Source organism: Candidatus Doolittlea endobia (genome assembly GCF_900039485.1).
GTDB lineage: Bacteria > Pseudomonadota > Gammaproteobacteria > Enterobacterales > Enterobacteriaceae > Doolittlea > Doolittlea endobia.
The window spans coordinates 73,077-98,522 of the sequence record NZ_LN999833.1; the positions used below are offsets into that span (position 1 = coordinate 73,077).

A 25,446-nucleotide genomic window follows, 5' to 3' on the forward strand; every position below is an offset into this window, starting at 1 on the left:
AAATCATAGACAATAAGAGCGGTTAATCACAGGTCCGCTAAGTAACGACCTGAGGGATAAGACCAGCAAAGACGAACAATTTCTTAGCAATCAACGCGGCATGACACAGTATCTTTAAGTACAGTACCTGCAGCACAGCTTAAGAAAACACGGTTCCTGTATACGTAAGTTTAAGCTAGCCAATCTTCGATTTTCCTCTGGATCCCAATACCATTCAGGCCAGGATCCGAGCGGATTACCTCTTGGCTGCCTTGAGGAATGAAAGGTCCGGGTAGACCAATTTCAATACTGGCACTTGCAGCCGCTGCTGTATCACATGCTCGTTTACGCCACCACCAGAAACGCAATGACATTTTCCTCGACTGTCACTAGCACCGGATGAGTAGTGGCTAGTGCGTTTATCAGCGCGCCGTCAAGGGGCTTCACGAAGCGAATCCACCAGAGTTGCATTTAGCGCTTGTGCTACTTGTTCGACTTTGGGCAGTAACGTACCGAAATTAAGAATCGCTACGCCGCCGCCTTGGCATTGTGCTATCCCTTTCCCCAGAGGCAGTTCATGTAAAGCGTGAATGGGGCACCTGTACCGTTACCGCGCGGATAGCGCGCTGCACTTGGACCAGCCTAGTAATGATAACCTGTATACAGCATTAGCCTGAATTCATTTTCATCGTTTGGCGTCATGATGACCATATTGGGAATGCATCGCAGGTAGGATAGGTCAAATGCGCCTTGGTGAGTCCGCCCATCAACACCAACAACACCGCCGCGATCGACGGCAAACAATACAGGCAAATTCTGTATTGCAACGTCATGGGTTACCTGATCATATGCACGCTGCAAAAAAGTAGAATAGATAGCAACCACAGAGCGATAACCGCCGATATCCAGCCCGGCGGTAAAGGTGACCGCATGCTGTTCGGCGATGACGGCATCAAAATACTGGCACGGATTCTGACATGAAAACACCAACATTCCAGAGCCTTCGCGCATAGCGGGTGTAATCGTCATTAGCTTGTCATCGTCCGCGGCGGTAACGCGCAGCCAATCACCGAAAATAGTCGAGTAGGCAAGTGCCCGCCTTTTCGGCAGGGTTCCCACGTGGGAATCAAATTTCGGAACCGCATGCTAACTGATAGGGTCTTTTCAGCTAGCGTATACAACAATTGTAGCCTTGTTTGGCCCATATATTCTTCAGTGTCTGCATCAATTCCTGTACATCATGGCCGTCTACCGGACCAATATAGTTAAACCCCATCTCCTAGAACAACGTACACGGCACAATCGTGCCTTTAGTGTGCCCTTCTGTACGCTTTACAAGCTCTTTAATCGATGAAATGCCGGATGGCACCTTTTGCTGTTTTTACGTAATGTGGAGTAAAGCTTGCCGAACAAGATCTGCGCCAAATAGTTATTCAGCGCCAAAACATTTTCTGAAATAGACATTTCGTTGTTATTTAACAGCACCAACAAATCAGATTTGGTATCATCGGCATTGTTCATTGCCTCGAAGGTCATCCCGGTGGTAATTGCTCCGTCACCGATAATGCAAATCGTGCGGCGGCCTAACCACTCGTTCCACCGTCACTGCCATACCCATCCGGAACTGATGGAAGCGGAAAATGGCCACAGAAAGTATTGTCATATTCGCTTTCTCCGCGCCAGGGAGACGTGTGCATGCCGTTACGCTGACAAATAGTAGCAATACGATCCCGTCGCCCAGTCAAGATTTTATGTGGATAGCCTGATGGCCAACATCCCAAATCAGTTGGTCGAAAGGGGTATTATACACATAATGTAGTACCACCGTCAGTTCCACTGTGCCCAATCCCGAGGCAAAATGGCTGCTTGAACGGCTTACGCTATCGAGTAGAAATTGCTGAAGCTCATCACATAGCACTACTAAGCTTTCTTTGGCAATTGACGCGGTTCCATAGAATTATTAGCTAAGACCAGAATCGGATATTTCTTGACATCAAGGCTAATATGTACTCATATCTGAGACGCAATAACCACTATTTATCGCGCTCTATAATATAGCGAGCTAGTGCTACTAACAAGGCGGTATCATAACCAAGCGCAGCAACATATTCTAAGGACTCCAAGGATTCATGATACAGTGCATGAGCCTTGGCTCGCGCTATATCCAGTCCTAGGAGGCTTGAATAGGTGTGTTTGCCCAATCTCTTCTCCGTTCCTTGTCGTCTTCCGTCAGTATTACTGTCGACCACGATATCTAAGATATCGTCCTGTACCTGGAAAGCTAAGCCTATGGCAGCTGCGAAACGATCGAGATAACGCAGCGCTGGTCCGCCGTGTATTCCAGCCACAAGCACGCCCATCCGAACCGCTGCGCGAATAAGCGCACCAGTTTTATGGCGATGAATCGTCTCAAGTTGAGTGACGGAAGTCTGCTTCCCATTAGTCGTTAAATCCAATGCCTGTCCAAAACACATACCGTCAGCGCCGCTGGCACTGGCTAGCGCTGAAATCATTTGTAATCGATCCCGTGGCGACACCTCTGACATTTCCGCGTCAGCTAGAATACTGAAGGCTAGCGTTTGTAGCGCATTACCGGCTAGAATAGCAGTCGTTTCGCCAAATTTGACATGGCAGGTTGGTAACCCGCGGCGCAGTACATCATTATCCATTGTTGGCAAATCGTCATGAATCAGAGAATAGGCATGAATACACTCAATTGCAGCGGCCGGCGCGTCAAGGCTTTCGGCTGTAAGCCCGAACAACCGGCCAGTTTGATACACTAAGAACGGCCGCAGCCGTTTCCCTCCAAGCAATGCACTGTGACGCATTGCTTGGATAAGTGGCACCTGCGGATTGGCGAAGGCGCTGAGATAACGCTCCAGCGCCGCATCCACTTGCTGGCGGCTATTTTCAAGCGCGCTCGTAAAATCAGTCATAGCGTATCATTTTCAGGCGCAAAGGAGGCAAGTTGGGCGTCTGGCGTATCGTTTAAGAGTATCTGTACCCGCTGTTCTGCTTCTTGTAGGGTTTTTTGACTTTGTCGCGCTAGGTGAACGCCATGCTCGAATTCATTAAGCGCCTGTTCCAGCGGCAGTGCACCGGACTCAAGACGGGTCACTATCTGCTCTAGTTCTTTAAGCACAGTTTCAAAACTGGCGGGTTGTTCTGCTTTTTTTGGCATGTCTGCATTCTACCTATGAATAGCAAAGACGCGAACGATGGTCCATGTTAGCTCAAAATATGGTGAAAAAGAAAATTACGCCTTAATCTCGCGGCATAAAGTGATATACTCCGCGCCATCAGGGTGGAAACCGATGCTAAATTTTCGATTATATAACGTATTGCGGCGCATTACTTTGTAACGATTAAAATAATTCCTATTATGAAATTCATCACCAAGCTGTTTCCGGAAATCACAATAAAAAGTCAATCTGTGCGATTACGTTTTATAAAAATACTCACTAGTAATATTCGCAATATTCTTAAACATTGTGATAAATCGGTAACGGTAGTGCGTCATTGGGATCACATCGAGGTTCGTGCTAGAAATGAACAATACCGTTCTTTGGTAGCTGACGCCTTAACTCGCATTCCAGGAATCCATCAAATTCTAGCTGTGGAAGAGCGTCCTTGGAAGGATATGCATGATATTTATCTGCAAACGCTAGCCATGTATCGCGAGCGTCTGGTGGGAAAAAGCTTTTGTGTGCGAGTTAAGCGTCGCGGCATGCACGATTTCACTTCCCAGGATGTGGAACGCTACGTCGGTGGCGGTTTAAACCAAAATGTAGACAATACCCGCGTAAACCTCAGTCATCCTGACGAAACGATTTTTCTAGAAATTAATCATCATCGACTGTTGTTAATAACCGAGCGCCTCGAAGGGCTAGGCGGTTTTCCTGTCGGAACCCAGGAAGATGTACTATCGCTTATCTCTGGCGGCTTCGATTCCGGTGTGTCTAGTTATATGCTGATGCGCCGCGGCTGTCGGGTTCATTATTGCTTTTTTAATCTTGGCGGCGCGGTGCATGAAATCGGCGTCCGTCAAATGGCGTATCATTTATGGCGCCGCTTTGGCCAGTCTCATAAAGTCCGCTTTATATCTCTTGATTTTACGCCAGTGCTAAATGAAATTCTAGTTGAAGTGGACGATAGCCAGATGGGGGTAGTATTAAAACGCATGATGGTGCGCGCGGCGTCGGCTATCGCGAAGCGCTACGATATCCAAGCATTGGTCACTGGAGAAGTCATTGGTCAAGTTTCCAGTCAGACTTTAACTAACTTGCGTTTAATTGATAACGCGTCAGACGCACTTATTTTGCGTCCACTCATTTCTCATAGCAAGGAACATATTATTACTCTGGCGCGCCAGATTGGCACAGAAGAGTACGCTAAAACCATACCGGAATACTGTGGCTTAATTTCCAAAAGCCCAACTGTTCGAGCGGTGAAAAGCCGTGTTGAGAAAGAAGAGAAGCAATTCGATTTTGCCGTATTGGAAACGGTGGTAGCACAGGCGCAAATAGTGGATATCCGTGAGTTGGTTTCCGAAAAGGGGTACACGCCTGTCGCCGAAGTGGAAATCACAGCGGAATTAGATAGTGGCGATATCGTACTGGATATCCGTTCGTATAATGATCAGGAAAGTAGCCCATTAACGCTGGATAATGTATCGGTACAGACACTGCCGTTTTACAAGTTGGCCAATAATTTTGATCAGCTAGATCAGAATAAATCGTACTTGCTGTACTGCGACCGAGGAGTAATGAGTCGTCTGCAAGCGCTCTATTTACGCGAGCATGGGTTTCGAAACGTAAAGGTTTACCGTCCTTAGTCTCCGGCGGACTCTTTCAGAAAATACGACTTGTATCTGTTTCGAATTTATTGCAGTCTTCTTCTCCCAGAACTCATTGAGCCTCTGGTTCGCTAATCTTGAAAATTTGCAATGCCATAAGGCAGTACTAACTGCGCCGCCACCTTGGCCGCAGCCGGACGACTACAGAGCAACGCGATAATATGCAGGGCGAAATCCATGGCGGTCCCCGGTCCCTGGCTTGTAAGGAGCCGGTAACGCTCATCATAGACAACCCGCTGATCCACCCAACGATCGGCGGGGATCCGATCCTTCAGCGCTGGAAAACATGTCATGTTGGCTTGACTGAACAACTGATTGTGCTGCAATACTAAAGCCGGCGCGGCGCATATCGCCGCTACTAGTTTGCCGTTGAGGTGCATTCGACGTACACACTCCAGGAGCAGTGGGCTATGCTGGAAACACTCGGCGCCCTGCATACCTCCTGGTAGGACAATGGCGTCAAAGGGCTGCTCCGATAAAGTCGATAGCGGCGCATCGGCAAGAAGCCGCACGCCGCGCGAACTGATAACGGTCAATCCGTTATCGCTGTTGACTTTGGCCATACGTACCTGATTTTCAGCACGTACCAATAAATCGAACGTCGTGACGACTTCGGTCTCTTCGCTACCATCTGCTAAACAGATAAGAATTGACTTGTTCATAGCTTTCCCTTACGTATCATCTCATCAAAATAGTTACTGATTCTTCGGTGCACACGTTCCTCCATGCGTACGCCGCAGAGCACAGCCGGTAATATGATTTATTTCAACTTGTAGTATCATTGTTCATCTCTGAACGTTATATTTTGAAGGCAAAAATCCGCCAGCCATAGGTGTTCCAATACGTCACAATCCAGAATAGAAAGATTCCGGTCCGCGTATTACTTTGCTGTACAAAATAAAGTTATGCATGCCGGCGAGAAATTTTCCGCAGTATATATCATCTTTTAATTATTTTCCCTTGCAGTCATTTAATATCGTGTCATGCATCGTCTCTGATCTTGGAATACACATGCTTTTAAAGCATGCTGTTTGATATTGGTGTGTAATTTCAAGCTATGCCGTTCTGTCCGATTAGTATATTTTTATTTGCCTGGTTTAATTTAACTAAATATTATAAACAGGCTATGTATCAGTCATGAAAAGGTTATAAAATTTGCTTAACAGTAATTAATTGTTTCTATCGTATGCGTTAGGCTCGTGTGATTAACCTTATGATTTGTAATAGATCAAATAAAACATGCAGTTATCTCTTCCATTGATTGGACCTAAAATAACAAAAATCTTTGACTTATAACGAGGATTATTTTATGTCGATACTTCACACTAAATACTTGAACTCGCACACCCCTATGATGCAACAATACCTTAAGCTAAAGGCCCAGCATCCAGATATCTTGCTGTTCTACCGGATGGGAGATTTTTACGAACTTTTCTATGATGATGCTAAACGTGCGTCGCAACTGTTAGACATTTCCCTCACAAAACGGAGTGCTTCCGTCGGTGAGCCCATTCCCATGGCTGGAGTTCCTTATCACGCAGTAGAGAATTATTTGGCTAAGCTAGTAGCACTGGGAGAATCAGTCGCCATCTGCGAACAGATTGGCGATCCCCTTACGATGAAGGGGCCAGTAGAGCGCAGTATAGTCCGCATCGTTACCCCTGGCACGCTCAGCGATGAAGCGTTGCTCAATGAACGCCAGGATAACTTGCTAGCCGCTCTCTGGCAAGAGTCGCACGGTTTCGGTTACGCTACGCTGGATATCACATCAGGCCGTTTCCTGGTTTCCGAGCCAGCAAACCGAGAAGCTATGGTCGCGGAATTACAGCGTACCAATCCAGCAGAACTGCTTTATCCGGAAACGTTGCAAGATATGACGCTGCTCACGCACCATCGGGTCCTGCGGCGCAGGCCGCAGTGGGAGTTTGATATCGATACCGCCCGTCAGCAGCTCATCCTACAGTTCGGCACCCGCGATCTAACTGGTTTTGGCATTGAGCGGGCACAGTTAGCCCTGCGCGCTGCTGGTTGTTTGCTGCAATATGTCAAAGATACGCAGCGCACCTCGCTACCACACATTCGCACCATCACGTTGGAGAGACAACAGGATAGTATCGTTATGGATGCTGCTACACGGCGGAATTTGGAGTTGACGAAAAATCTTAGCGGCGGAGGCGAAAATACGTTAGCAAATGTTTTAGACCGCACAGTAACGCCTATGGGTAGCCGCATGCTGAAGCGCTGGCTACACATGCCCAGTCGGGACATCATTATTCTTACCGACCGTCAGCAGAGCATCCATGCGCTACAAAACCACGTAGCAGAACTGCAACCGCTTTTGCGTCACGTAGGTGATTTGGAGCGGGCGCTGGCGCGGCTGGCACTACGTTCAGCGCGCCCGCGCGATCTAGCACGCATGCGTTATGCCTTTACACAGTTTCCGACCATTAAGGAGTTACTCTGCGGTCGATCAGAGCCTCATTTATTACAGTTGCTGAATAGGATCGGAGAATTCAAGATGTTGCGTGATTTGCTGACGAAAGCCATTATCGAAGTACCACCACTACTGGTGCGCGATGGTGGCGTTATCGCTCCAGGTTACCACGCCGAGCTAGATAAATGGCGCGATCTTGCAGGAGGAGCAACAGATTATCTCGATCGTCTAGAACTACGCGAACGGGAGAAAACCGGGTTAGAAACGCTCAAAATTGGATTTAATGCTGTACACGGCTACTTTATTCAGCTTAGCCGCGCCCAAAGTCATCTGGCGCCAATCCATTATGTACGGCGTCAAACACTGAAAAATGCTGAACGCTATATTATTCCGGAATTAAAAGAATATGAAGATCAAGTGCTGACCTCAAAGAGCAAGGCGCTAATGCTGGAAAAAATGCTGTACAATGAACTTTTCGATCTGCTATTGCCCCATTTGGCAGCTCTACAACAGAGCGCCGCCGCGTTGGCGGAGCTGGATGTATTAAGTAATCTAGCCGAGCGTGCGGAAACCCTGCACTATGTATGTCCAACGCTCAACGCCCGTTCAGGAATCCACATTAGTAGCGGCCGCCATCCTGTCGTAGAATATGTGTTAAACGAGCCTTTTATCGCCAATTCACTGATGTTGTCCAACACGCGGCGCATGCTAATTATCACCGGCCCAAACATGGGCGGTAAAAGCACCTATATGCGCCAAATTGCCTTGATTGTGCTGATGGCATATATCGGTAGTTTTGTCCCGGCTGAGCAAGCTACTATTGGTCCAATAGATCGAATATTTACCCGCTTAGGTGCCGCCGATGATTTGGCCTCCGGCCGTTCCACTTTTATGGTAGAGATGACCGAAACCGCTAATATCTTGCACAATGCCACGTGCCAGAGCCTGGTTCTGATAGATGAAATCGGCCGCGGCACCTCGACCTATGATGGGTTGTCACTGGCTTGGGCCTGTTCGGAAAACCTAGCGCGTATTAAGGCTATGACCTTGTTCGCTACACATTACGCTGAGCTTACCACTTTACCGAAACAAATAGACGGGGTGTTTAACGTTCATCTAGATGCTGTGGAGCACGATGATACTATTGCCTTCATGCATAGCGTACAAGAAGGCGCTGCCAGCAAGAGTTACGGCCTGTTAGTGGCAGCTTTGGCTGGGGTACCGCGTGAGGTTATCAAACGCGCGCGTCAGAAGCTCAGAGAGTTAGAAGCGTCGTCTATCGATGTGCTAGCAAGCAGCGTGGGCGATTGCTATCTATCGGTACCACAACCTGAGGCAAAGCCCGTGACGCCGGCATGTAAGGTTTTAAAAAACCTAGACCCTGACAGCCTGTCTCCACGACAGGCACTAGAGTGGCTATACAAGCTGAAAAAAATGCTATAGGTTCCGAGATTCCTGGAAAAATCGGTAAAAACAGTGATAGCTATCTCACTTCCAAGTCTAATTTTTAAATTAGACCAAAGTTATTTTAGCAGTTAGCAACGAAGATAGCCGATCTTGCACAGCATCTAGCGTACGCCGGCTCGTCTTTTAAGACAATAGCCTTGCGGTAAAGTCATCTACTAACGTCTTCTTCCCTATTTTTATCAAGTTTTCATATATAACTTACTTTAAGATTTATTAACCTTCACTATTGCGGTATTATTGAGACAGATGCTGGCCATCGGCACTTTATGTTATAAAACTCACTATATCCTCTGCATCGAGGATATGTGTGATTAAAATTGTCAAACGAAAGAATACGCTATTATCGTGCCGTTGCCTAAGCTCTCGGTGTAATCGTTGTCGTACGAGCAAACGAATAAGCCGAACAAGATTATACTTGTCACCAACTTAATCATTGAAGGTTAATCCACAACGGCAAAACCTTCTTAGTGAGAAGGCCATGACTATTTTTCGCTTTATAGCGTACTTTACTTATGAAAAGTAACACGACCAGTTTAACGCCAGATCTATAAACTGTATTTGAAAACGTTTTAACGTTATTTTTCTATCAAAACGCTTAACAGACATCAATGACTTCAACATTAGATCTTATATTATTGCTGCTTGAGTGTCATTTTGATATAAATAAGACTGAATCTTCAATACTCAACATCCAGAATTATACATTAAAATATAAACGATAATTAAGTACCTCGATAGTGAATAAAGTGCCACGCAAGTACAGATATGCTACGTTCTCTGTAGACTTTCTAAAGTTATCAAAGGCAAACCAGATGTGCATTAGGAATGTGCTGGCATCAGTCCAGAAGTATGCCTCAAAAACAGAAAACAAGCTCTTGTGTTTTCAGTCTTATTTTATCGTTCCAATCTAAAGCTTTAGCACTATGAAAGCGGACTTATATTTAAGTTGCATGAATTATCAATGATGTTATATCTACTTCGTAAGTGATTAAAAGTTAATGCCAATACACCTTGACAACTTTCGTTTCCACTAGAATCAGATGGTAATCCTATCCTAGAAGGAAATGGCTCGGTTTTTAGCCCTAAATTTAGGTTGCTATCTTATAATGTATATGGCTATCTAGTTGTCTTGCCTATCATGATGACAAAAGGTATCAAACAGAAACCATAAAGATTGATACGATGACATCGTTTATCTATTGAGTAGCGTGATAAGCGGGCAGTTCACTATGCGTCCGATTTTTCTCGGCAGCACCTTGTCTGTTGCTGATGTTTACCACGATTTTTCGCAAGATAGTCTTCGCCAAACGCGTGACTAGTAAACTAGATCTTAACGAAAATAGCACTAGACATGCCGATTTTATCGGGCGGTGGTGGACGCGATACACATAGCCATGTGCCGTGTGATGGCGCGTGTTCATACAGCCACCCACTAAACCACCAAAAGGTGTCTCTCTGGTTAACAGGTTATTTTGGTCACCTTACTTTCTATCCAGCCATCGTTCAGTCTGATAGTCAAATGATCGCCTATATTTAGTTGGCGGGTGTTTTTCACTATCGCACCATAAGCATCTGTCGTGATGCTGAACCCCCGCGCTAGCGTTTGCAGTGGACTCATGCCTTCCAGACGGGAACAAAGTGCGATAAAGGCATTATTTTGCCGATTCACCTCCGTGTTTATTCCCTGGATCAATTGGTATTGCAACGCCTGCAAACGCTGCTGCGCTTGATTGATACGCGCCGTGAGCGCCTGCTGTACAAGACGCTTGTTCGCATAGTCGCAGCAGCGCTGTGCGTGTCGCCACTGACCCTGTACCCCGTCGTCAAGACGGCGGTGCAAGGTTACAAGCGCGGTGTTTTGCCGAGCAAGTCGCAGTTGGGGATGCTGCTGTTGTAAGCGGTATTGTAAACAGTTGTATCGCTGTTGGTGCTGCGCGAGTAAATAATCCATCGCCATTTCCAATCGCTGCTCTTGCGACTGAAATTGCCGTAAGAGCTCCAGCTGATCGCGACTCACTAGCTCGGCCGCCGCCGAAGGGGTTGGCGCGCGTAAATCGGCGACAAAATCTGCAATAGTTACATCGGTTTCATGGCCGACGGCGCTAACTACCGGAAGGAGACTGGCGAAAATCGCTCGCGCCACTCGTTCATCGTTAAAGCTTGCGAGATCCTCCAGAGAACCGCCACCGCGACCGACGATTAGTACATCGCACTCAGCACGACGGTTAGCTGTTTCGATAGCACGAACAATTTTGGCCGGCGCTTCCTGTCCTTGAACCACAGTAGGATAAATTACCACCGACAGCGACGGGTCTCGGCGTTGCAACACCTGCAAAATATCATGCAACGCCGCCCCACTGGCAGAGGTAATTACCCCTACGCGGCAAACAGGACTGATCAGCGGTTGCTTGAATTGCTGACTGAACAGCCCCTCGTCGCTTAATTGCTGTTTAAGCTGCTCGAACTCCTGTTGCAGAAATCCATCTCCGGCAGGCTGCATATTTTCGGCAATGAGCTGATAATCGCCACGCGGCTCATAAAGCGTAAGAGATGCACGCACCAGTACCTGTTGACCGTTGCGTGGCGAAAAGATTATACGGCGATTGACGTTACGAAACGTCGCGCAGCGCACCTGGGTGCGGTTATCCTTTAAAGTAAAATACCAATGGCCCGATGCGGGTTGAGAAAAATTGGAGATCTCGCCCGTCAACCAAATCCGCCCTATCTCACCTTCTAGCAGTTCACGAACTGTTTCGTTCAGGCGACTAACGGTAAAAACCAGGGATGAGAGCTGGGTAGACATGTGAAAAGAATTGAATTTAATTGTACAATCTCGACAAGATGATACTACTTATTGTGAAACGATAAGTAAGATATTTTTTAAAAATAACACTGGAAGCAACCGATTATGTTCTATATATTGCAAAGCAATGTTTATCTGTTTCACATCCACCTTGGCGAGATATTACGTTTGCTCCTTCTCACCACTCCATAATTTTTCCCCACACTGCCGATCTCGGCACTCAATTGACTCAAAAATTCGCTTTAACATTCCCGTACTGTCCGCGAAAATAGACACAGTAACGAAATCTAGCTTAGCCATCCCGATAGCGCGGGAAGGCGGTATCGGTTTAATTCATACAAATATGTTTATCGAACGTCAAGCCGAGGAAATCGATCGTGTAAAACGCTATGAAAGCAGCGTCGCTGCTTATCCCCCAATGCGTCGTGCCAAATACCCATTTATCTGAGGTAAAAGCTGACTGTGTATAACCGTTTCGCTAGCTGCCTAGTGGTAACAGATAAAAATGAATTTGTAGGAATCATTACCGGCCGCGATGTTCGTTGTGTTGCCGACCTAAGTCAGATGATTTCCTCTGTAATGGCGCTGAAAAACGCTTGGTGACTACAAAAAAGCGAGACTCGTGAAAAATATTGGTATTCGAGGAACAGATTCATGTAATCGGCATGATTACGGTAAAAACTTCCAAAAAGCCGAGTGTAAACATAGCGTTTGTAAAGATGAACATGGCCGCTTTCAAGTTGGTGCTGCGGTAGGCGCTTTACCTGCAATGAAACGCGCATTAATGCCCTAGTGAACGCCGGCGTTGACGTTTTATTATTGATTCCTCACAACGCTCATTCCGAAGGTGTGCTTCAACGTATCCGCGAAACACGCGCTAAATACCCAGACCTTCTAATCATTGGCGGCGACATCGCTACCGGTTCCGGCGAACTTGCGCTAGTTGCGGTTGGTGTCAGCACGGTAAAAGTGGGCATAGACCCCGGTTCTATCTGTGTTGCTCGTATTGTCACCGGTATGGGTTGTGCCGCAGATTACCGCTATCTCTGATGCTGTGGAAGCCTTGGAAGGGATAGAAATTCCCGTCGGCGCTGACGGCGCATCCGTCGATATTGCTAAAGCTATTGCCGCAGGTGCTGCCTGCGTTATGATAGGATTATTGTTTGCAAGCACTACAGAATCTCCGTGAAAATCAAACTATTTCAAGGTCGGTTCTTCAAATCTTACCGCGGCATGGGATCTCTTGAAGCAATACCGAAAGGTTTGCCGACCGGTGTTTCCAAATTAATAACATAACCGATAAATTTGTGCCGGAAGGAATTGAAGGCCGAATAGCAAGCATATAAAGGGCACCTGCAGGAAATTATCAAGCAACAAATGGGCGGCCTACATTCTTGCATGGGCCTGACAGGTTGTGCTATTGCCGATGACTTGCGTACTAAAGTGGAATGTATTCGTATCAGCGGTGCTGGTATCCAGGAAAGCTACATTCATGATGTCGCTATCATCAAAGAATCTCCAAACTACCTCTTGGGTTAAAGTCTTACTTCAGTATGCAGGCTTCGCCTGGCCACCATTGTTCTGTTCGGTCGAAGATAACCGAACAGATGTTTTTGTTATACGTTTTCGGATACGTCATCAATGCACCTAACTATTGGCTCGCAGGATTCGTGAATTTTTGGCATGGAATGTAACCGAAGATCAAATACGTTAGAAAACATCATTGAACAGGATAGCCACGTGCGCCGAATTATGTATTTCAAGCAGACATACCAGTGCGCTGGCGTTTGCTATGGTATGCAAACTATGGCGATGCAACTTGGTAGAAAAATCCAAAACTCGACACAGCGTGTGTTTGGCTATGCTCAGGCATGTTAAGAGACAGCTTGCTGCTACTCGACATTCAGGACGACATCAGTACAGGCGGAACGCCACTGCTGGACGTCTGGATGAGACATGTCGATAAGGTTCCCGCTATTCCAGAAAATGTTGTCACTATTGCTAGCACCGTTACCATTATAGAAAACGGTTATACGGCATGTAATTTCATTCCGAAGTCACTCATTCCTCTCAGAGTCAGCGTATGTTAGAACACTTCGTTTTTGATATTTGTCAGTGCGCGCCTCTGTGGGCGCCGGCTAAAATCATCGAAGATGCCATTATCCGTATTCGAGAACAAGTTAGTAACAATCGAGTTATATTTAATTTATCCGGCGGCGTTGACTCATCGGTTACCGCCATGCTGCTGCATCAATCCATCGGAAAGCGGATGGTCTGCGTATTCGTCGATAACAAACTGCTACGTATTAGTAGCAAAGCCAGTCAAGCGGTAGAATGTTTGACGATCACGACGGTTTGAACATCATTTCTATACTGGAAGAAGATAAATTTTTTATGCGCTGACCGGTGTTGACGATCCGGAAATTAAACGCAAAACCATCGGACAGGTGTTGTTGAAGTGTTTTACGAACAAGTACTGAGCCTCACTGACGTGAAATGGTTGGCGCAAGGCACTATTTACTCAGACGTTATCGAATCTGCTGTGTCTACTATAGAAAAGCCCATATTATCAAGTCGCATCACAACGTTGGCGGTTTGCTTAAAGAAATGAAAATGGCCTTAGTGAAACCTTTGAAAGAGTTGCTTAAAGATGCAGTTCGAAAAATAAGCCTGGAACTCGATTTGCCTTATGACATGCTTTATCGTCACCGTTTCCCGGGCCGAGTTTAGGCGTACGCGTACTGGCGAGGTGAAAGAGTGTTGTGATCTGCTACGCCACGCTGAGCCATTCTTTGTAAAAGAACTGCATAAAGCGGGTCTGTACAATAAATCAAGCCAAGCCTTTACCGTTTTCTTTCCCGTGCGCTCCGTCGGAGTAATAGGCAATAGCCGCAAGTATAACTGGATAATTTTACTGCGCGCGGTGGAAACTATCGACTTTATGACTTTCCATTTAGCACATCTACCGCCTGGCGTGTTTCCAACCGTATCATCGATGAAATTGACGGCATTTCTCGTGTCGAGTATGATATCCTAGGTAGGATGTCGTCGACGGTTGAATAGGAATAATCCGCATTCAGTATATAGTTTAGCATTGTATGACATCAAATAGTATCGTAAACAGAGAATAGAATAATTCGGGATATCAATCTAAAGCATGATGTATTAATAATATGTTAGTTATGTAGCGCCCTGCTTGTTTTTTAAAAGTCACTCAGCTATTTTGATGATTTTTGTTATACCTGAGCGCTCAAACTTAGGCCAGAAGATTTTTGGTATTATCCACTTGTTTGGTTTCAAACCATAAAAGTAAGTATTTAAAGTAAAATTGTCAATCATCTGCGCTTAAATCAGTTGCGTATGTGACGTTTTCGTAAATAAGTTTCCTTTCTCTTTTACAGATGTGTCGATGACAGGATCACTTGTTATGCATTAAGAACGGAGGATGAACATCTTCCTACAGGAGTTAAAGCGCAACTTTTTCACGTACTTCGGCTGTTGATATTGGCAACAGTAGAGCGATGAACACTGAATGCACCGTCCGAGATAATGTGTGACTAAAACGATAAAGCACACTTTTGCATTTAATGTATGCGGGGCGAATTATCCGCGCTGGCAGGAGAATGCTATAGCCAGCTATGCCTGGAATATCTTCACCAAAGCGCCCTGCCTCCACTCCGGCGGCAGAGTGCAATATGAGGTTTATCATCTACGCTGACGATAACAGCGTAAGTAAAGTGCAAAAGCTCTTTGAAACAAGCTTTCAGTACAGGTTTTAAAAAATTCGACCGCGTACTTGTCAGTGATATGGCGCCAGACAGCATCATTTTAATCGACGGAAGCCTCGTAGGAAAGCACCCTATTGCTGCAAATTCTTTGCAAACTTGCTGCCGACATAAAAACTCTATATGTCACCGAAAAAGAATCTTTATGGCAGGTGCAGGGTGGTGAACATCGGTTCGGACTTTCCACCAACGAACTAAATATGTTATCAGAAACTGATATTAAATAAATTTATGCGACCGCCTTGCGGGAACAACCGATCGACTCGATTCAGATAATATACACGTAGAATGTGCAGTCTTTACCAGATATCGTCGTCTAAGTACAAGAATTTTCCACTTATCTGACGAGTTTCGCTAAAAACCTAGGGGATAATTATGATTGGTTACGTAACCAAGGACGGCATGCTAGCAGCACTGCACTGCTATATTTGATAGAACGCTTCACATTAATCTTTACCATTGTATTTTAAAATATAAATGTACAGACAATCTACAGCTATCATTATTAATAGATAGTGTGCAATAATTCGTTGACACTTACTTTGCTGCGAGTTTTAGCGTCGACCTTTTTACTATTACCGCGCAGTACAGGCTATAACATCCATTTTAGAGAGCATATTACCAGAGACGACTGCCGATCCAGACGGGACACAACTAAATGTATGTCACCGCTCGCAATCGTAGATCTTAGTGCTTTGAATGATAAACACGCCATGAAAATGGCTGAACTTCTTTCATGATAGTACTCTCAACTACTTCGGAGCGAGCACCGACAAAGCAGTTATTTTTGATAATGGCTGGGTTAACCAGTAGTGGCTCTAACATACCACCTATGCCACGCAGGAACCCAACGATATCCAGATATCCACCATGGATGCCTCCATCTACATAAACGCCGATATTAACATAGGAAAGCATTAACACCGTATTGCGAGAAAATGTAGGCGCCGTAACGCACGCTGGACTGTGGAAAAACGCGGAACCCGCGTGCCGGAAACGTTCACTGTCCCAATCGACAAACTTCATTATTGACACTTTGTCAAAACGCGTTTCGCCGCCCTCAATCAACTGATCATCAGTGATACGAAATGAGAGCAGTACCGCTTTAGCCACTGATAGGTAGCACATATGCCGTTGATTTTTCCGAGATGCGAAATATGCCTCTGTCAAGGGCAGAGATTACCTGATTTACCGCGTCGCGAGTAGCAGCGCCGATGTTCCTCGGTGTAATCTCGGCGCTTTTCTCAAAGGCAGTTTCAATAACCTGTTATAATGACTGCATCTCACACTCGCGGTAATTTCCTATCTACAAATAGACTCGTTAAGTTCTTTCTTGTCTATTAGGCCGCATAATCTTTAATATGCCATTAGAATCTAGAAGGTTAAACCTTTCTACATAAGGATACCTTAAGGATATACTGGTAAGGTATTTGTTAGTTAAGGCTCTTTTTAAAGATGCGCACTTTCTTGGAAACTTCCGGCCTTGCGTAGCGCAGGAAGATGCTTCACGGTAAGTTATGACGATTACAGCTTATAGCCCATTAGTTGGCGGATATAAGCGCCGGCACCAAGCAATCCAGGCTGCTCATAACGAATCAAATACACCGGAATATCCAACAAATAATCTTTGAACCGCCCTTTATCTTCAAAGGCTGCACGGAAACTCGAAGCTCGGAAGAAATCCAGAAAGCGCGGTACAATACCGCCAGCGATATACACGCCGCCGAAAGTACTCATATTTAACGCCAGATTACCGCCAAAACGTCCCATCAGAACGCAAAACAATGACAGCGCGCGTCGGCTGTCGAGACAATTGTCGGACAATGCCTTCTCAGTTACCTGCTTTGGCTGCAAACTTTCTGGCAACCGGCTGTCCGCCTTAACAATAGCGCGGTAGAGATTAACCAGCCCTGGACCGGATAAAACCCGCTCGGCGGAAACGTGCCCCCATTCTGTACGCAGCACCGACAAAATATTGTCTTCTTCTTTGCTGTTAGGAGCAAAGTCTACATGACCGCCCTCGCTCGGCAGACTAATCCAGCGATTATCCACTTGAATTAAATAGCTAACGCCGAGTCCTGTGCCTGCGCCGTAAATGGCAATCGGCTTCCCGGCAATTGCTTTACTGCCACCAAACTGGATGACATCCTCCTTGGCTAACATCGGTATAGCCATCGATACCGCGCTAAAATCATTGATAATTTCAAGTTTGTCGAGTGCTAATCTGCTCTTCATTACTTGGATAGAGAATGCCCAAGAACGATTAGTCATCTCAATCCAATCGTCGGTGATCGGACAGGCGATAGCAATGCAAGCCTCTTTTAACACGACTTTTTGGCCGATTAAATAATAACGGATAACCCGTTCTAGAGTAACGTTATTATCGCCTGAATAAGTATGAATGTGGGATATCTTTCCTGTATCCACATCGCATAACGCTAACCGGACGTTAGTCCCGCCAACATCTCCAACTAAGACATAATTTGTCATTCGTTTTATTCATTCTCTTTCCAGCAGTTATTACCTGGATAACAAGCTTAAACAATTTTTAATAATATCGTATTGTTATAAGCAAAATTATTATTTATAAGTTCCGGAAATCTTCTTTTACCGCTTTCGCCTTGCTAACTCAGCATAAAATCCACCTCTTATCATCTCTGCATGGATCTCTGTGGTATCAAAAATCGGAATAGACATCACGCTCTAGCTGAGTTAGCAAACCGATTTGCGTGCACCAAACACAATGCTCTGCCAAGCTTCAACTGAAGTCTATCTAGTTGATCGCCCTCCGTTACAAATAACAGCAGTCGTTATCACCCAGTGCAACACTGTATAGCCCTTTGCCAATTATAGTGATTACGACCATACGCAAACGATGATCATGGCGATAAGCACGCACAGTTTGGTAGAAGAATAATTTAACACAGCTCTTTACTACTGGGCTAGAGAAACGAAAAGACAGACGTGGTTCACTATGATACTATCAACCAAGACATGGGTGAGTAAAATGCCGCTCTTCCGTGTAGGTTGGCAGAGATAAGTTACAGTAGGTTGCCATCATCAATTCAACGATTTTAGCCGTAATTTTCAACATCAATGTTAGAAAGAAATGATACTGATAATGATGACATTCCGCAGCAATGACAATCTCGAGCGTAAAACTAATAGTAACGCTGATGGATCTTGCTACTAATAGAGCCTAAACAGCAGGTGTTCATCAGATCGGTTTTACTAGTAGTAAAGTTCAACTTGACAGCACGATGATATAGATCTACAGTAGCACCACTTCTTGGAGAGAAGTGGTCGCGCTGCGACGTTATCTCCGTCATCACTATCGACATCCGGCCGTGTTGCTTTCGTTATAATTAATAAATCTAGTTTGTGCTTATGGCAGTAAAGTAAATTTTACTTAGACAATGATGTCCAACCCCTAAGAGTAGGATAATACAGGCAAATTTCTCGCCTAGCATAGCAAAGCGAACTACGGCCGCAGTTTTTAACATTGCCTGACAATATCAGGACAGTCTATATAAGAAAGGTGAATTTTGCTTTCTGTCCAGCAGATTGTAATTTATAACGGTATTCCTGAAAACATTTACTGCTAAGGCTTAGCAGCTTTTGTGCGAGATGTGAATATCAAGATTAGCCTCTTTAAGGCTCAATTTATAAATATCACCCAAAACCATACCAGCACGATGATTTCGTTGAATCTACTGAACTAATGTTTACTTGCTTTTGGATAGGTAATAAAAGCACCATCGACGATCTGTTTGTGGAGTGATAGTTAATGTTTACTGAAAGTATAGTTGCACTGGTTACTCCGATGGACAACAAAGGCAACAACGACTAGGTTAGTCTGAATAATTAATCGTTTATTATGTCGTCAGCGATACTACAGCAATCGTAGCCGTGGGAACGACTAGCGAAACGTCTGCTTTGAGCTACAACGAGCACGGAATGTGGACCTTAGAATTTAGCGCCTGGCGCATTCAAGTTATAGCGGGCACGGGCACTAACTCTACTTCTAAAGTTGTCGCATTGATCTGCCACTTTAACAACAGTGTTGTAGTAGGTTGCCTAAGCGTTACACCATATTACAATCAGCCAAGTCAGGAAGAGTTACTTCAGTATTTTAGGGCTATCACAGAGAGCATGATTTATCGAAAATTCTGTACAATGTGCCAGCCGAATACCGGCTGCGATATGCTGCGCCTAGACCCAATTGGCGAATATCAAAACGCTATCTGGACTAAGGAAGCAACGGGAAATAAAGTCGTGTCAGCTAGATTCAAGAACAAGTCAATAACGATTTCTTGGTGTTAAGCGGCGATGACGCGAGTGCATTAGACTTCATTCAACTTGGCGGGTAAAAGGGTGATTGCCGTGACAGTAAATGTTGCTGCGAAGGAGCTGATGCAGCTAGAGACCGTCGGTAATCATGCCGACGCGCACTTCCTTAATCAACGTTTGATGCCGCTATATCAGAAACTTTTCCAACTTAGTCCTATACCGATTGAATGGGCTTATAAGGCATTGGTAATAGCGACTGCACCCTTCGCCTAGCAATGACGCCATCGGATCGCCGTGTAGTAAGACTAGAATTCTTACGGGGAGTTTAAGATAGGTGTTAGTTGTTATTTTTTTTTGATTAAATTTACTGATAGCGGCGTATAACGCCATATACCATCTAATGCTTTTAAGTTGTGCCGCTCTATTTGCTTTTTAACCGAATGATTGATTAAATCCAATAAGATCTTATAAATGAAATATACATTAATTATGTAGGAAATAATTTTTAACAATGTTAATAATTAGGACACTTATCTTTCCAAAACATGAGCATCAGAATCGATGTATGACAAGATTATTTAGATATAAATTGCAAGTAACGAAAGTAGTGTTAATTATCATACTGCTTGAGGCCTGTACCAGCGTACAGGATCATAAGTGTCATATAAAAGGAAGTCAAGATTACCTAAAAGCGCCTTTGCTTTGCGCACTGAGAAGTCCTTCCGGCATAATTCTGCCTCTACATAATGACAACTATGAGATTCCCGCTATCCCGTACAATGGTGCAGTAGGAAAAGAGCTGAATATTTGTCCCCCAGCGCTATTGAACGATTCCCGTTCACAATATTCCACCGACAAGACGTGCATAAACACTGATAAGACTCACGACCCTATTGATACAGATAAACAGTAGCGATGTAACTCATTCTGCTTTTATAACACTATACCGTTGAAACATTTAACAGTAATATAAGCATATTGCAACAGCTTAACGACGACATGGGTGAAATCGCCGATTTGAACGTACGAAGTAACATTGATAATTGATAAAAGCAGTTGCCTCTTTTGAGAGTGCAATCGTCGTACAATGCTGTATATGGTATGCGCTACCATGTATCGGGTGACTGTACTAAGGACGATGATTTTTCCCGATGAAGACTATCAACTTCAAGGCAGCGTGACAACCGTAGCACAATCTAGTATACCGATCCGAAAGAGCATCCCTTGACCTAATCGAAGAAGAACCACCAGTAACAGCATTATAGACGGCATTCAGCAGGTCTATATCTAGTTATACCTGTATTAAAACGTTATTGCTATTAGAATATATAAAGATGCAAGTTAGCTGAGCTGTATTGCAAAAAAACAGTTTACATTGTCAATGATCTAGATTTGCTGGCCCTATCGTTCCGCGACGATATGTCAAAATTAGATGGTCTGCGTATTGAGCAATTCGATCGCAAAGGCATAATTAACAATAAGTTTAGTTATCCGAGAACGGTATTCCAACCCGACTTCTTTTCCGATAACGAAGTCCTGGTAAAAACTGGCGATGGTACATGTAGAATATGTGGTAAGCAGCCCCGGTTTTCTAGTAAACCGTTGAGTCTTAAAAGACACTATGCACGATCAAGCAATGAGCCCTACTGTACCACTTTGGCTTGGCGTAATGAGTTTAGATAATATTCACTACCAGTATACCAAAATTATTTGATTTTAGCTTCTTTGTAAATTACATACTGACGCACTACCGGATCGAATTTTTTTAATTCTATTTTTTCAAGTTTGGCACGCTTGTTTTTAGTAGTGGTGTAGAAATGACCAGTACCAGCAGAAGAAACAAGCTTAATTTTCTCGCGAACACTCTTAGCCACGATTCAATTCCTTACTTTAATACTTCCTTTTACTGACACGAAGATTGGCCAAAACCGTTTCGATACCCTTCTTATCAATTACATGCATACCTTTAGCAGATACGCGAAGCGTGACAAATCGTTTTTTGCTTTCAACCCAAAAACGGTGAGAGTGCAGATTAGGCAAAAAACGACGTTTGGTCGCATTCATTGCATGAGAGCGGTTGTTTCCGCTTACAGGACGTTTTCCAGTAACTTGACAGACTCGAGACATATCAATTCTCCAAAAATCAAATCAGCGGTAATGGGATAGATGCCTCGTCGGACTAATACTATGCCAAATCTATCATAAAGTAGATTATTATGCGCTTTAACGAGCAACTTATCAAGTTCTGTGCGGTTAAAGATTCCAAAATACTTTATCCGCGCTAACTAATTAAATAGTCTATCATCATAAGAAATGAGTGGCTTTACCCAACTTTGCCGTCACTTTACGTTCGGTGCATTGGTTCAGGTGTTAACTGTGATTGATTAGACAATTACAGTTATCAAGAAATATAATCTGTTCTGGTATACTAAAGCTGTCATCACAATAAACTGAGATATTATCTTAAAGTAGAGAAGTGAGTTTTATTAGCAATAGCATCAATACTGTCTGATCGCGACTAAGAACAATTTTTCATGGGAAGATTTTCTGCCGCATATACCTCTATTGATAAAATAAGGGTATATATGAACGTGAATGTCTGACAAACATACCTAAGCAGAAAATATGAAACAGTCGACGATTGATGTATACCTGCATAATACAGGTTAAAATGACAAATAACTCTATAAAAACAACCAATAGCAATTCCATTTAGTCGTCAATGTACATACAGTACAGTACTTAGAAAAAATTTTAACCCTCTGTGATACTATTGCTGACAATACAATTGCTCCAAGAGTTAACTATAGGTTAGTTGCTGTCCGATTGAGACTATAAAAGAATGCAAGTTGCAACTTCGTCACGCAAAAATAGAAACATAGAACGAAAATTTGATTGCAATCTCTACAATAATTGCCATCAGATTGCTATATCGTAATTTTAGCTAAAATTTGTGGTTAGATTTCATAAAGGCATATAACATTGATTTTAATTCACTATCCTTAACGCGTGATGACAGTTCCCTAACGTGGATGTACTTTCACAGAAGTTATTACGTCTTGTCGCTGCTTCTCGTGGTTAATAAAGTGGACGGATTTCATCCTCCGCCTCAGCTCGTAGGATTCATCTTAAGTTATGCTTAAAAAATTTCGTGGCATGTTTTCCAATGACTTGTCCATCGACCTGGGTACCGCCAATACCCTCATTTACGTTAAAGGACAGGGTATTGTTCTGAACGAACCTTCTGTCGTTTCCATTCGGCAGGATCGCGGTGGCTCACCCAAAAGCGTTGCAGCTGTTGGCTATGAAGCGAAGCAGATGCTGGGGCGCACGCCTGGTAATATTGCAGCCATCCGACCGATGAAGGATGGCGTTATCGCCGATTTTTTCGTCACTGAGAAAATGCTGCAGCACTTTATCAAACAGGTTCATAGCAACAGTTTTATGCGCCCTAGTCCGCGTGTTCTAGTTTGCGTTCCGGTAGGTGCAACCCAAGTAGAGCGCCGTGCGATTCGTGAATCCGCCCAAGGCGCAGGCGCGCGTGAAGTTTTTTTGATTGAAGAACCCATGGCTGCCGCCATCGGCGCCGGTCTACCTGTTTCTGAAGCGACGGGATCGATGGTGGTGGATATCGGCGGTGGCACCACTGAAGTCGCGGTTATTTCGCTTAATGGCGTAGTATATTCCTCTTCCGTTCGCATTGGAGGCGATCGTTTCGACGAAGCTATTATTAGCTATGTTCGCCGTAATTATGGCTCGCTGATTGGTGAAGCCACAGCGGAGCGGATTAAGCACAGTATTGGTTCCGCTTATCCAGATGACGAAATGCGTGAGATTGAAGTCCGTGGTCGCAATCTAGCCGAAGGCGTGCCGCGTGGTTTTATCTTGAACTCGAACGAAATTTTAGAAGCGTTACAAGAACCGTTAACCGGTATTGTGAGCGCGGTGAGAGTAGCGCTGGAACAGTGTCCGCCGGAGCTAGCCTCCGATATCTCAGAACGAGGTATGGTGCTTACCGGCGGCGGTGCTTTGCTGCGTAGCCTCGATCGCCTGCTAATGGAAGAAACCGGCATCCCAGTCGTAGTGGCGGAAGATCCTCTTACCTGCGTCGCCCGCGGCGGGGGAAAAGCACTGGAGATGATCGATATGCACGGCGGCGATTTGTTCAGCGAAGAATAACCTGCTTCGAAAAGGGAAAACCGTTTGGATACATACAAATAATGAACAGTTTTAAACGGTTCCTCCTTTTTTGTTGAGGAAAAATATAGTTTATGAAGCCAATTTTCAGCAGAGGCCCGTCTCTTCAACTGCGACTGTTTTTGGCGGTAATACTTGCTGTTGCCGCGATTATTGCTGATCGTCGGCTTGGGATATTGGTGAAGATCCGTACCTATATGGATGCGGCTATTAGTCCTTTTTACTTTCTGGCGAATAGCCCTCGTCAGATATTGGACAGTGTGTCGCAGATGCTAGCTACTCGTGCTCAGCTGGCTTTGGAAAATCGAGCGTTACGCCAGGAGTTACTGCTAAAAAACAGCGAGCAGCTGTTGTTGGGCCACTATAAGCAGGAAAACGCCCGTCTGCGCGAACTGCTGAGTTCGCCGCTGCGTCGGGATGAACAAAAAATGCTTACCCAGGTGATTTCCACCAATACCGATCCTTATAGCGATCAGGTTGTGATCAACAAGGGAGTGAACAATGGCGTTCATATCGGCCAAGCAGTTATCAGCGATAAAGGTGTAGTAGGCCAAGTGATTGCTACTAGCAAATTTACCAGCCGCGTACTATTGATTTGCGACGCTTCCCATGCACTACCAACTCAGGTACTGCGCAATGATATCCGCGTGATCGTTTCTGGTCATGGTTGCACTGAAGATTTACAGGTGGAGCATTTACCGGGCAATACCGATATCCGCGTCGGCGACATACTAGTAACCTCCGGTTTGGGTGGCCGCTTTCCGGAAGGGTATCCGGTAGCGGTGGTATCTTCAGTGCAGGTTGATACTCAGCGTGCCTACACTGTTATTCAGGCTCGATCTACCGCTGATTTGCAGCACTTGCGATATCTACTATTGCTATGGGGCGCTGATCCGCGCGGCGAAATTCCACTGCCGCACGATGAGATTCATAGGATGGCTAATGAACGCCTGATGCAAATGATGTTGAAGGTGCCGTCGTCGCAGACCAGCGGTATTTCCCATCCTATTGCAGGCAACACAACAACCAAAAGCACGTGCAGCATAAATAATAGTCATAGTCATCAGAATGCCGCCGGCATAACTCAAAAACCATCGTCTCCTCGGCCGCTGTTTAGCGGCGTAGAAAAGCGACAATGAACCGGTATCACCGCCACAGTGGCTGGATCATTTGGCTTTTATTCTTTATTGCGATTATTTTGCAAATTATGCCTTGGCCATTGCAGTTGTATCTTTTTCGTCCTTCCTGGCTTAACTTGCTGCTTATTTACTGGGTAATGGCGTTGCCACATCGGGTTAATGTAGGCACCGGATTCACTCTCGGACTGATCATGGATCTGATACTTGGTTCAACGCTGGGTGTGTGTACTCTGGCACTTAGTATTCTTGCATATCTTGTAGTATTCAAATTTCAGTTATTTCGCAACATGATCCTTTGGCAACAAGCGTTGATTGTGACGCTTCTGTCATTAACAACCAAAGTGGTCGTGTTCTTGGCGGAATCTTTGGTGATTAATATTTCATTCCGCCCAGAAATTTTCTGGAGCAGCGTGATCGATGGCGTATTGTGGCCATGGCTATTTCTATTGATGCGTAAAATACGTCGGAAATTCGCCGTGCAGTAGCAGTTGTGACTC

At 44.9% G+C, this 25,446-nt stretch carries 15 protein-coding genes and 5 pseudogenes; 10 read left to right on the forward strand and 10 right to left on the reverse strand.

Translation table 11 applies throughout. The features are described 5' to 3' along the window. Positions 1–170: 170 nt before the first annotated feature. The 3 genes and pseudogenes from dxs to xseB form a co-directional block, all read right to left on the reverse strand. Positions 171–1,983 (reverse strand): annotated as a pseudogene (dxs, locus tag A4A68_RS00300) (1-deoxy-D-xylulose-5-phosphate synthase). 29 nt (positions 1,984–2,012) lie between these two features. Continuing rightward, positions 2,013–2,915 carry a (2E,6E)-farnesyl diphosphate synthase gene (ispA, locus tag A4A68_RS00305; protein WP_067565255.1) on the reverse strand — a complete coding sequence of 301 codons (903 nt, stop codon included), beginning with the start codon at positions 2,913–2,915 and terminating at the stop codon, positions 2,013–2,015. Continuing rightward, positions 2,912–3,160 (reverse strand): exodeoxyribonuclease VII small subunit, encoded by a 249-nt coding sequence (gene xseB, locus A4A68_RS00310; RefSeq protein WP_067565258.1) that lies wholly within the window; start codon positions 3,158–3,160, stop codon positions 2,912–2,914. The genes ispA and xseB overlap by 4 nt, the downstream gene beginning before the upstream one ends. Before the next feature lie 201 nt (positions 3,161–3,361). Between xseB and thiI the strand changes: the two genes are divergently transcribed. After that, complete coding sequence (gene thiI, locus A4A68_RS00315) at positions 3,362–4,813, forward strand: tRNA uracil 4-sulfurtransferase ThiI (protein WP_067565261.1); 1,452 nt, start codon at positions 3,362–3,364, stop codon at positions 4,811–4,813. A 92-nt stretch (positions 4,814–4,905) separates the two neighbouring features. Here thiI and yajL read toward each other — a convergent pair whose 3' ends face one another. Beyond that, positions 4,906–5,496 (reverse strand): protein deglycase YajL, encoded by a 591-nt coding sequence (gene yajL / locus A4A68_RS00320; protein WP_067565264.1) that lies wholly within the window; start codon positions 5,494–5,496, stop codon positions 4,906–4,908. 647 nt (positions 5,497–6,143) lie between these two features. Here yajL and mutS point away from each other — a divergent pair. Beyond that, complete coding sequence (mutS, locus tag A4A68_RS00325; protein WP_067565267.1) at positions 6,144–8,711, forward strand: DNA mismatch repair protein MutS; 2,568 nt, start codon at positions 6,144–6,146, stop codon at positions 8,709–8,711. A 1,483-nt stretch (positions 8,712–10,194) separates the two neighbouring features. Here the strand turns inward: mutS and xseA are convergent. Continuing rightward, positions 10,195–11,538: an exodeoxyribonuclease VII large subunit gene (xseA, locus tag A4A68_RS00330; RefSeq protein ID WP_067565269.1), complete on the reverse strand. Its 1,344-nt coding sequence runs from the start codon at positions 11,536–11,538 to the stop codon at positions 10,195–10,197. Positions 11,539–11,627: 89 nt separating this feature from the next. Between xseA and guaB the strand changes: the two are divergent. Next, a pseudogene (guaB, locus tag A4A68_RS03635) lies at positions 11,628–13,077 on the forward strand (IMP dehydrogenase). Between the two features lie 197 nt (positions 13,078–13,274). Next, positions 13,275–14,601, forward strand: a pseudogene (guaA, locus tag A4A68_RS00340) (glutamine-hydrolyzing GMP synthase); the annotation flags it as partial. A 403-nt stretch (positions 14,602–15,004) separates the two neighbouring features. On the opposite strand, the gene A4A68_RS03400 reads toward guaA, so the two are convergent. After that, positions 15,005–15,247 (reverse strand): hypothetical protein, encoded by a 243-nt coding sequence (locus A4A68_RS03400; RefSeq protein WP_158648161.1) that lies wholly within the window; start codon positions 15,245–15,247, stop codon positions 15,005–15,007. 153 nt (positions 15,248–15,400) lie between these two features. Between A4A68_RS03400 and A4A68_RS03405 the strand changes: the two genes are divergently transcribed. After that, positions 15,401–15,550: a hypothetical protein gene (locus tag A4A68_RS03405; protein WP_158648162.1), complete on the forward strand. Its 150-nt coding sequence runs from the start codon at positions 15,401–15,403 to the stop codon at positions 15,548–15,550. A gap of 278 nt (positions 15,551–15,828) precedes the next feature. On the opposite strand, the pseudogene A4A68_RS00345 reads toward A4A68_RS03405, so the two are convergent. Beyond that, a pseudogene (locus A4A68_RS00345) lies at positions 15,829–16,584 on the reverse strand (2,3,4,5-tetrahydropyridine-2,6-dicarboxylate N-succinyltransferase). Between the two features lie 263 nt (positions 16,585–16,847). After that, on the reverse strand, positions 16,848–17,813 hold the full coding sequence (glk, locus tag A4A68_RS00350) for a glucokinase (protein WP_067565272.1): 966 nt from the start codon (positions 17,811–17,813) through the stop codon (positions 16,848–16,850). 1,366 nt (positions 17,814–19,179) lie between these two features. Here glk and A4A68_RS00355 point away from each other — a divergent pair. Continuing rightward, positions 19,180–19,942 (forward strand): annotated as a pseudogene (locus tag A4A68_RS00355) (dihydrodipicolinate synthase family protein). Positions 19,943–20,178: 236 nt separating this feature from the next. Beyond that, positions 20,179–20,526 (forward strand): outer membrane protein assembly factor BamC, encoded by a 348-nt coding sequence (bamC, locus tag A4A68_RS03830; protein WP_067565275.1) that lies wholly within the window; start codon positions 20,179–20,181, stop codon positions 20,524–20,526. A gap of 793 nt (positions 20,527–21,319) precedes the next feature. On the opposite strand, the gene rpmG is transcribed toward bamC, so the two are convergent. After that, a complete protein-coding gene (gene rpmG, locus A4A68_RS00365) occupies positions 21,320–21,487 on the reverse strand; it encodes a 50S ribosomal protein L33 (RefSeq protein WP_067565279.1) in 168 nt (55 codons plus the stop codon). A 16-nt stretch (positions 21,488–21,503) separates the two neighbouring features. Continuing rightward, entirely contained in the window at positions 21,504–21,740 is a 237-nt protein-coding gene (gene rpmB / locus A4A68_RS00370) for a 50S ribosomal protein L28 (RefSeq protein WP_067565282.1), read from the reverse strand. Positions 21,741–22,748: 1,008 nt separating this feature from the next. Here rpmB and mreB point away from each other — a divergent pair. From mreB to mreD, 3 genes are all read left to right on the forward strand, one after another. Continuing rightward, positions 22,749–23,792, forward strand: a complete 1,044-nt coding sequence (gene mreB / locus A4A68_RS00375; protein WP_067565285.1) for a rod shape-determining protein MreB — start codon at positions 22,749–22,751, stop codon at positions 23,790–23,792. Positions 23,793–23,884: 92 nt separating this feature from the next. Then, entirely contained in the window at positions 23,885–24,949 is a 1,065-nt protein-coding gene (mreC, locus tag A4A68_RS00380; RefSeq protein WP_082800136.1) for a rod shape-determining protein MreC, read from the forward strand. Next, positions 24,946–25,434 (forward strand): rod shape-determining protein MreD, encoded by a 489-nt coding sequence (mreD, locus tag A4A68_RS00385; protein WP_067565288.1) that lies wholly within the window; start codon positions 24,946–24,948, stop codon positions 25,432–25,434. Before mreC ends, mreD begins: the two co-directional genes overlap by 4 nt. The last annotated feature ends 12 nt before the right edge of the window (positions 25,435–25,446 follow it).

Coding starts and splice junctions, on each gene's coding strand:
- ispA (WP_067565255.1), bottom strand. CDS start 2,915: ATGACTGATTTTACGAGCGCGCTTGAAAATAGCCGCCAGCAAGTGGAT.
- xseB (WP_067565258.1), bottom strand. CDS start 3,160: ATGCCAAAAAAAGCAGAACAACCCGCCAGTTTTGAAACTGTGCTTAAA.
- thiI (WP_067565261.1), top strand. CDS start 3,362: ATGAAATTCATCACCAAGCTGTTTCCGGAAATCACAATAAAAAGTCAA.
- yajL (WP_067565264.1), bottom strand. CDS start 5,496: ATGAACAAGTCAATTCTTATCTGTTTAGCAGATGGTAGCGAAGAGACC.
- mutS (WP_067565267.1), top strand. CDS start 6,144: ATGTCGATACTTCACACTAAATACTTGAACTCGCACACCCCTATGATG.
- xseA (WP_067565269.1), bottom strand. CDS start 11,538: ATGTCTACCCAGCTCTCATCCCTGGTTTTTACCGTTAGTCGCCTGAAC.
- A4A68_RS03400 (WP_158648161.1), bottom strand. CDS start 15,247: ATGATAAACCTCATATTGCACTCTGCCGCCGGAGTGGAGGCAGGGCGC.
- glk (WP_067565272.1), bottom strand. CDS start 17,813: ATGACAAATTATGTCTTAGTTGGAGATGTTGGCGGGACTAACGTCCGG.
- bamC (WP_067565275.1), top strand. CDS start 20,179: ATGACAAGATTATTTAGATATAAATTGCAAGTAACGAAAGTAGTGTTA.
- rpmB (WP_067565282.1), bottom strand. CDS start 21,740: ATGTCTCGAGTCTGTCAAGTTACTGGAAAACGTCCTGTAAGCGGAAAC.
- mreB (WP_067565285.1), top strand. CDS start 22,749: ATGCTTAAAAAATTTCGTGGCATGTTTTCCAATGACTTGTCCATCGAC.
- mreC (WP_082800136.1), top strand. CDS start 23,885: ATGAAGCCAATTTTCAGCAGAGGCCCGTCTCTTCAACTGCGACTGTTT.
- mreD (WP_067565288.1), top strand. CDS start 24,946: ATGAACCGGTATCACCGCCACAGTGGCTGGATCATTTGGCTTTTATTC.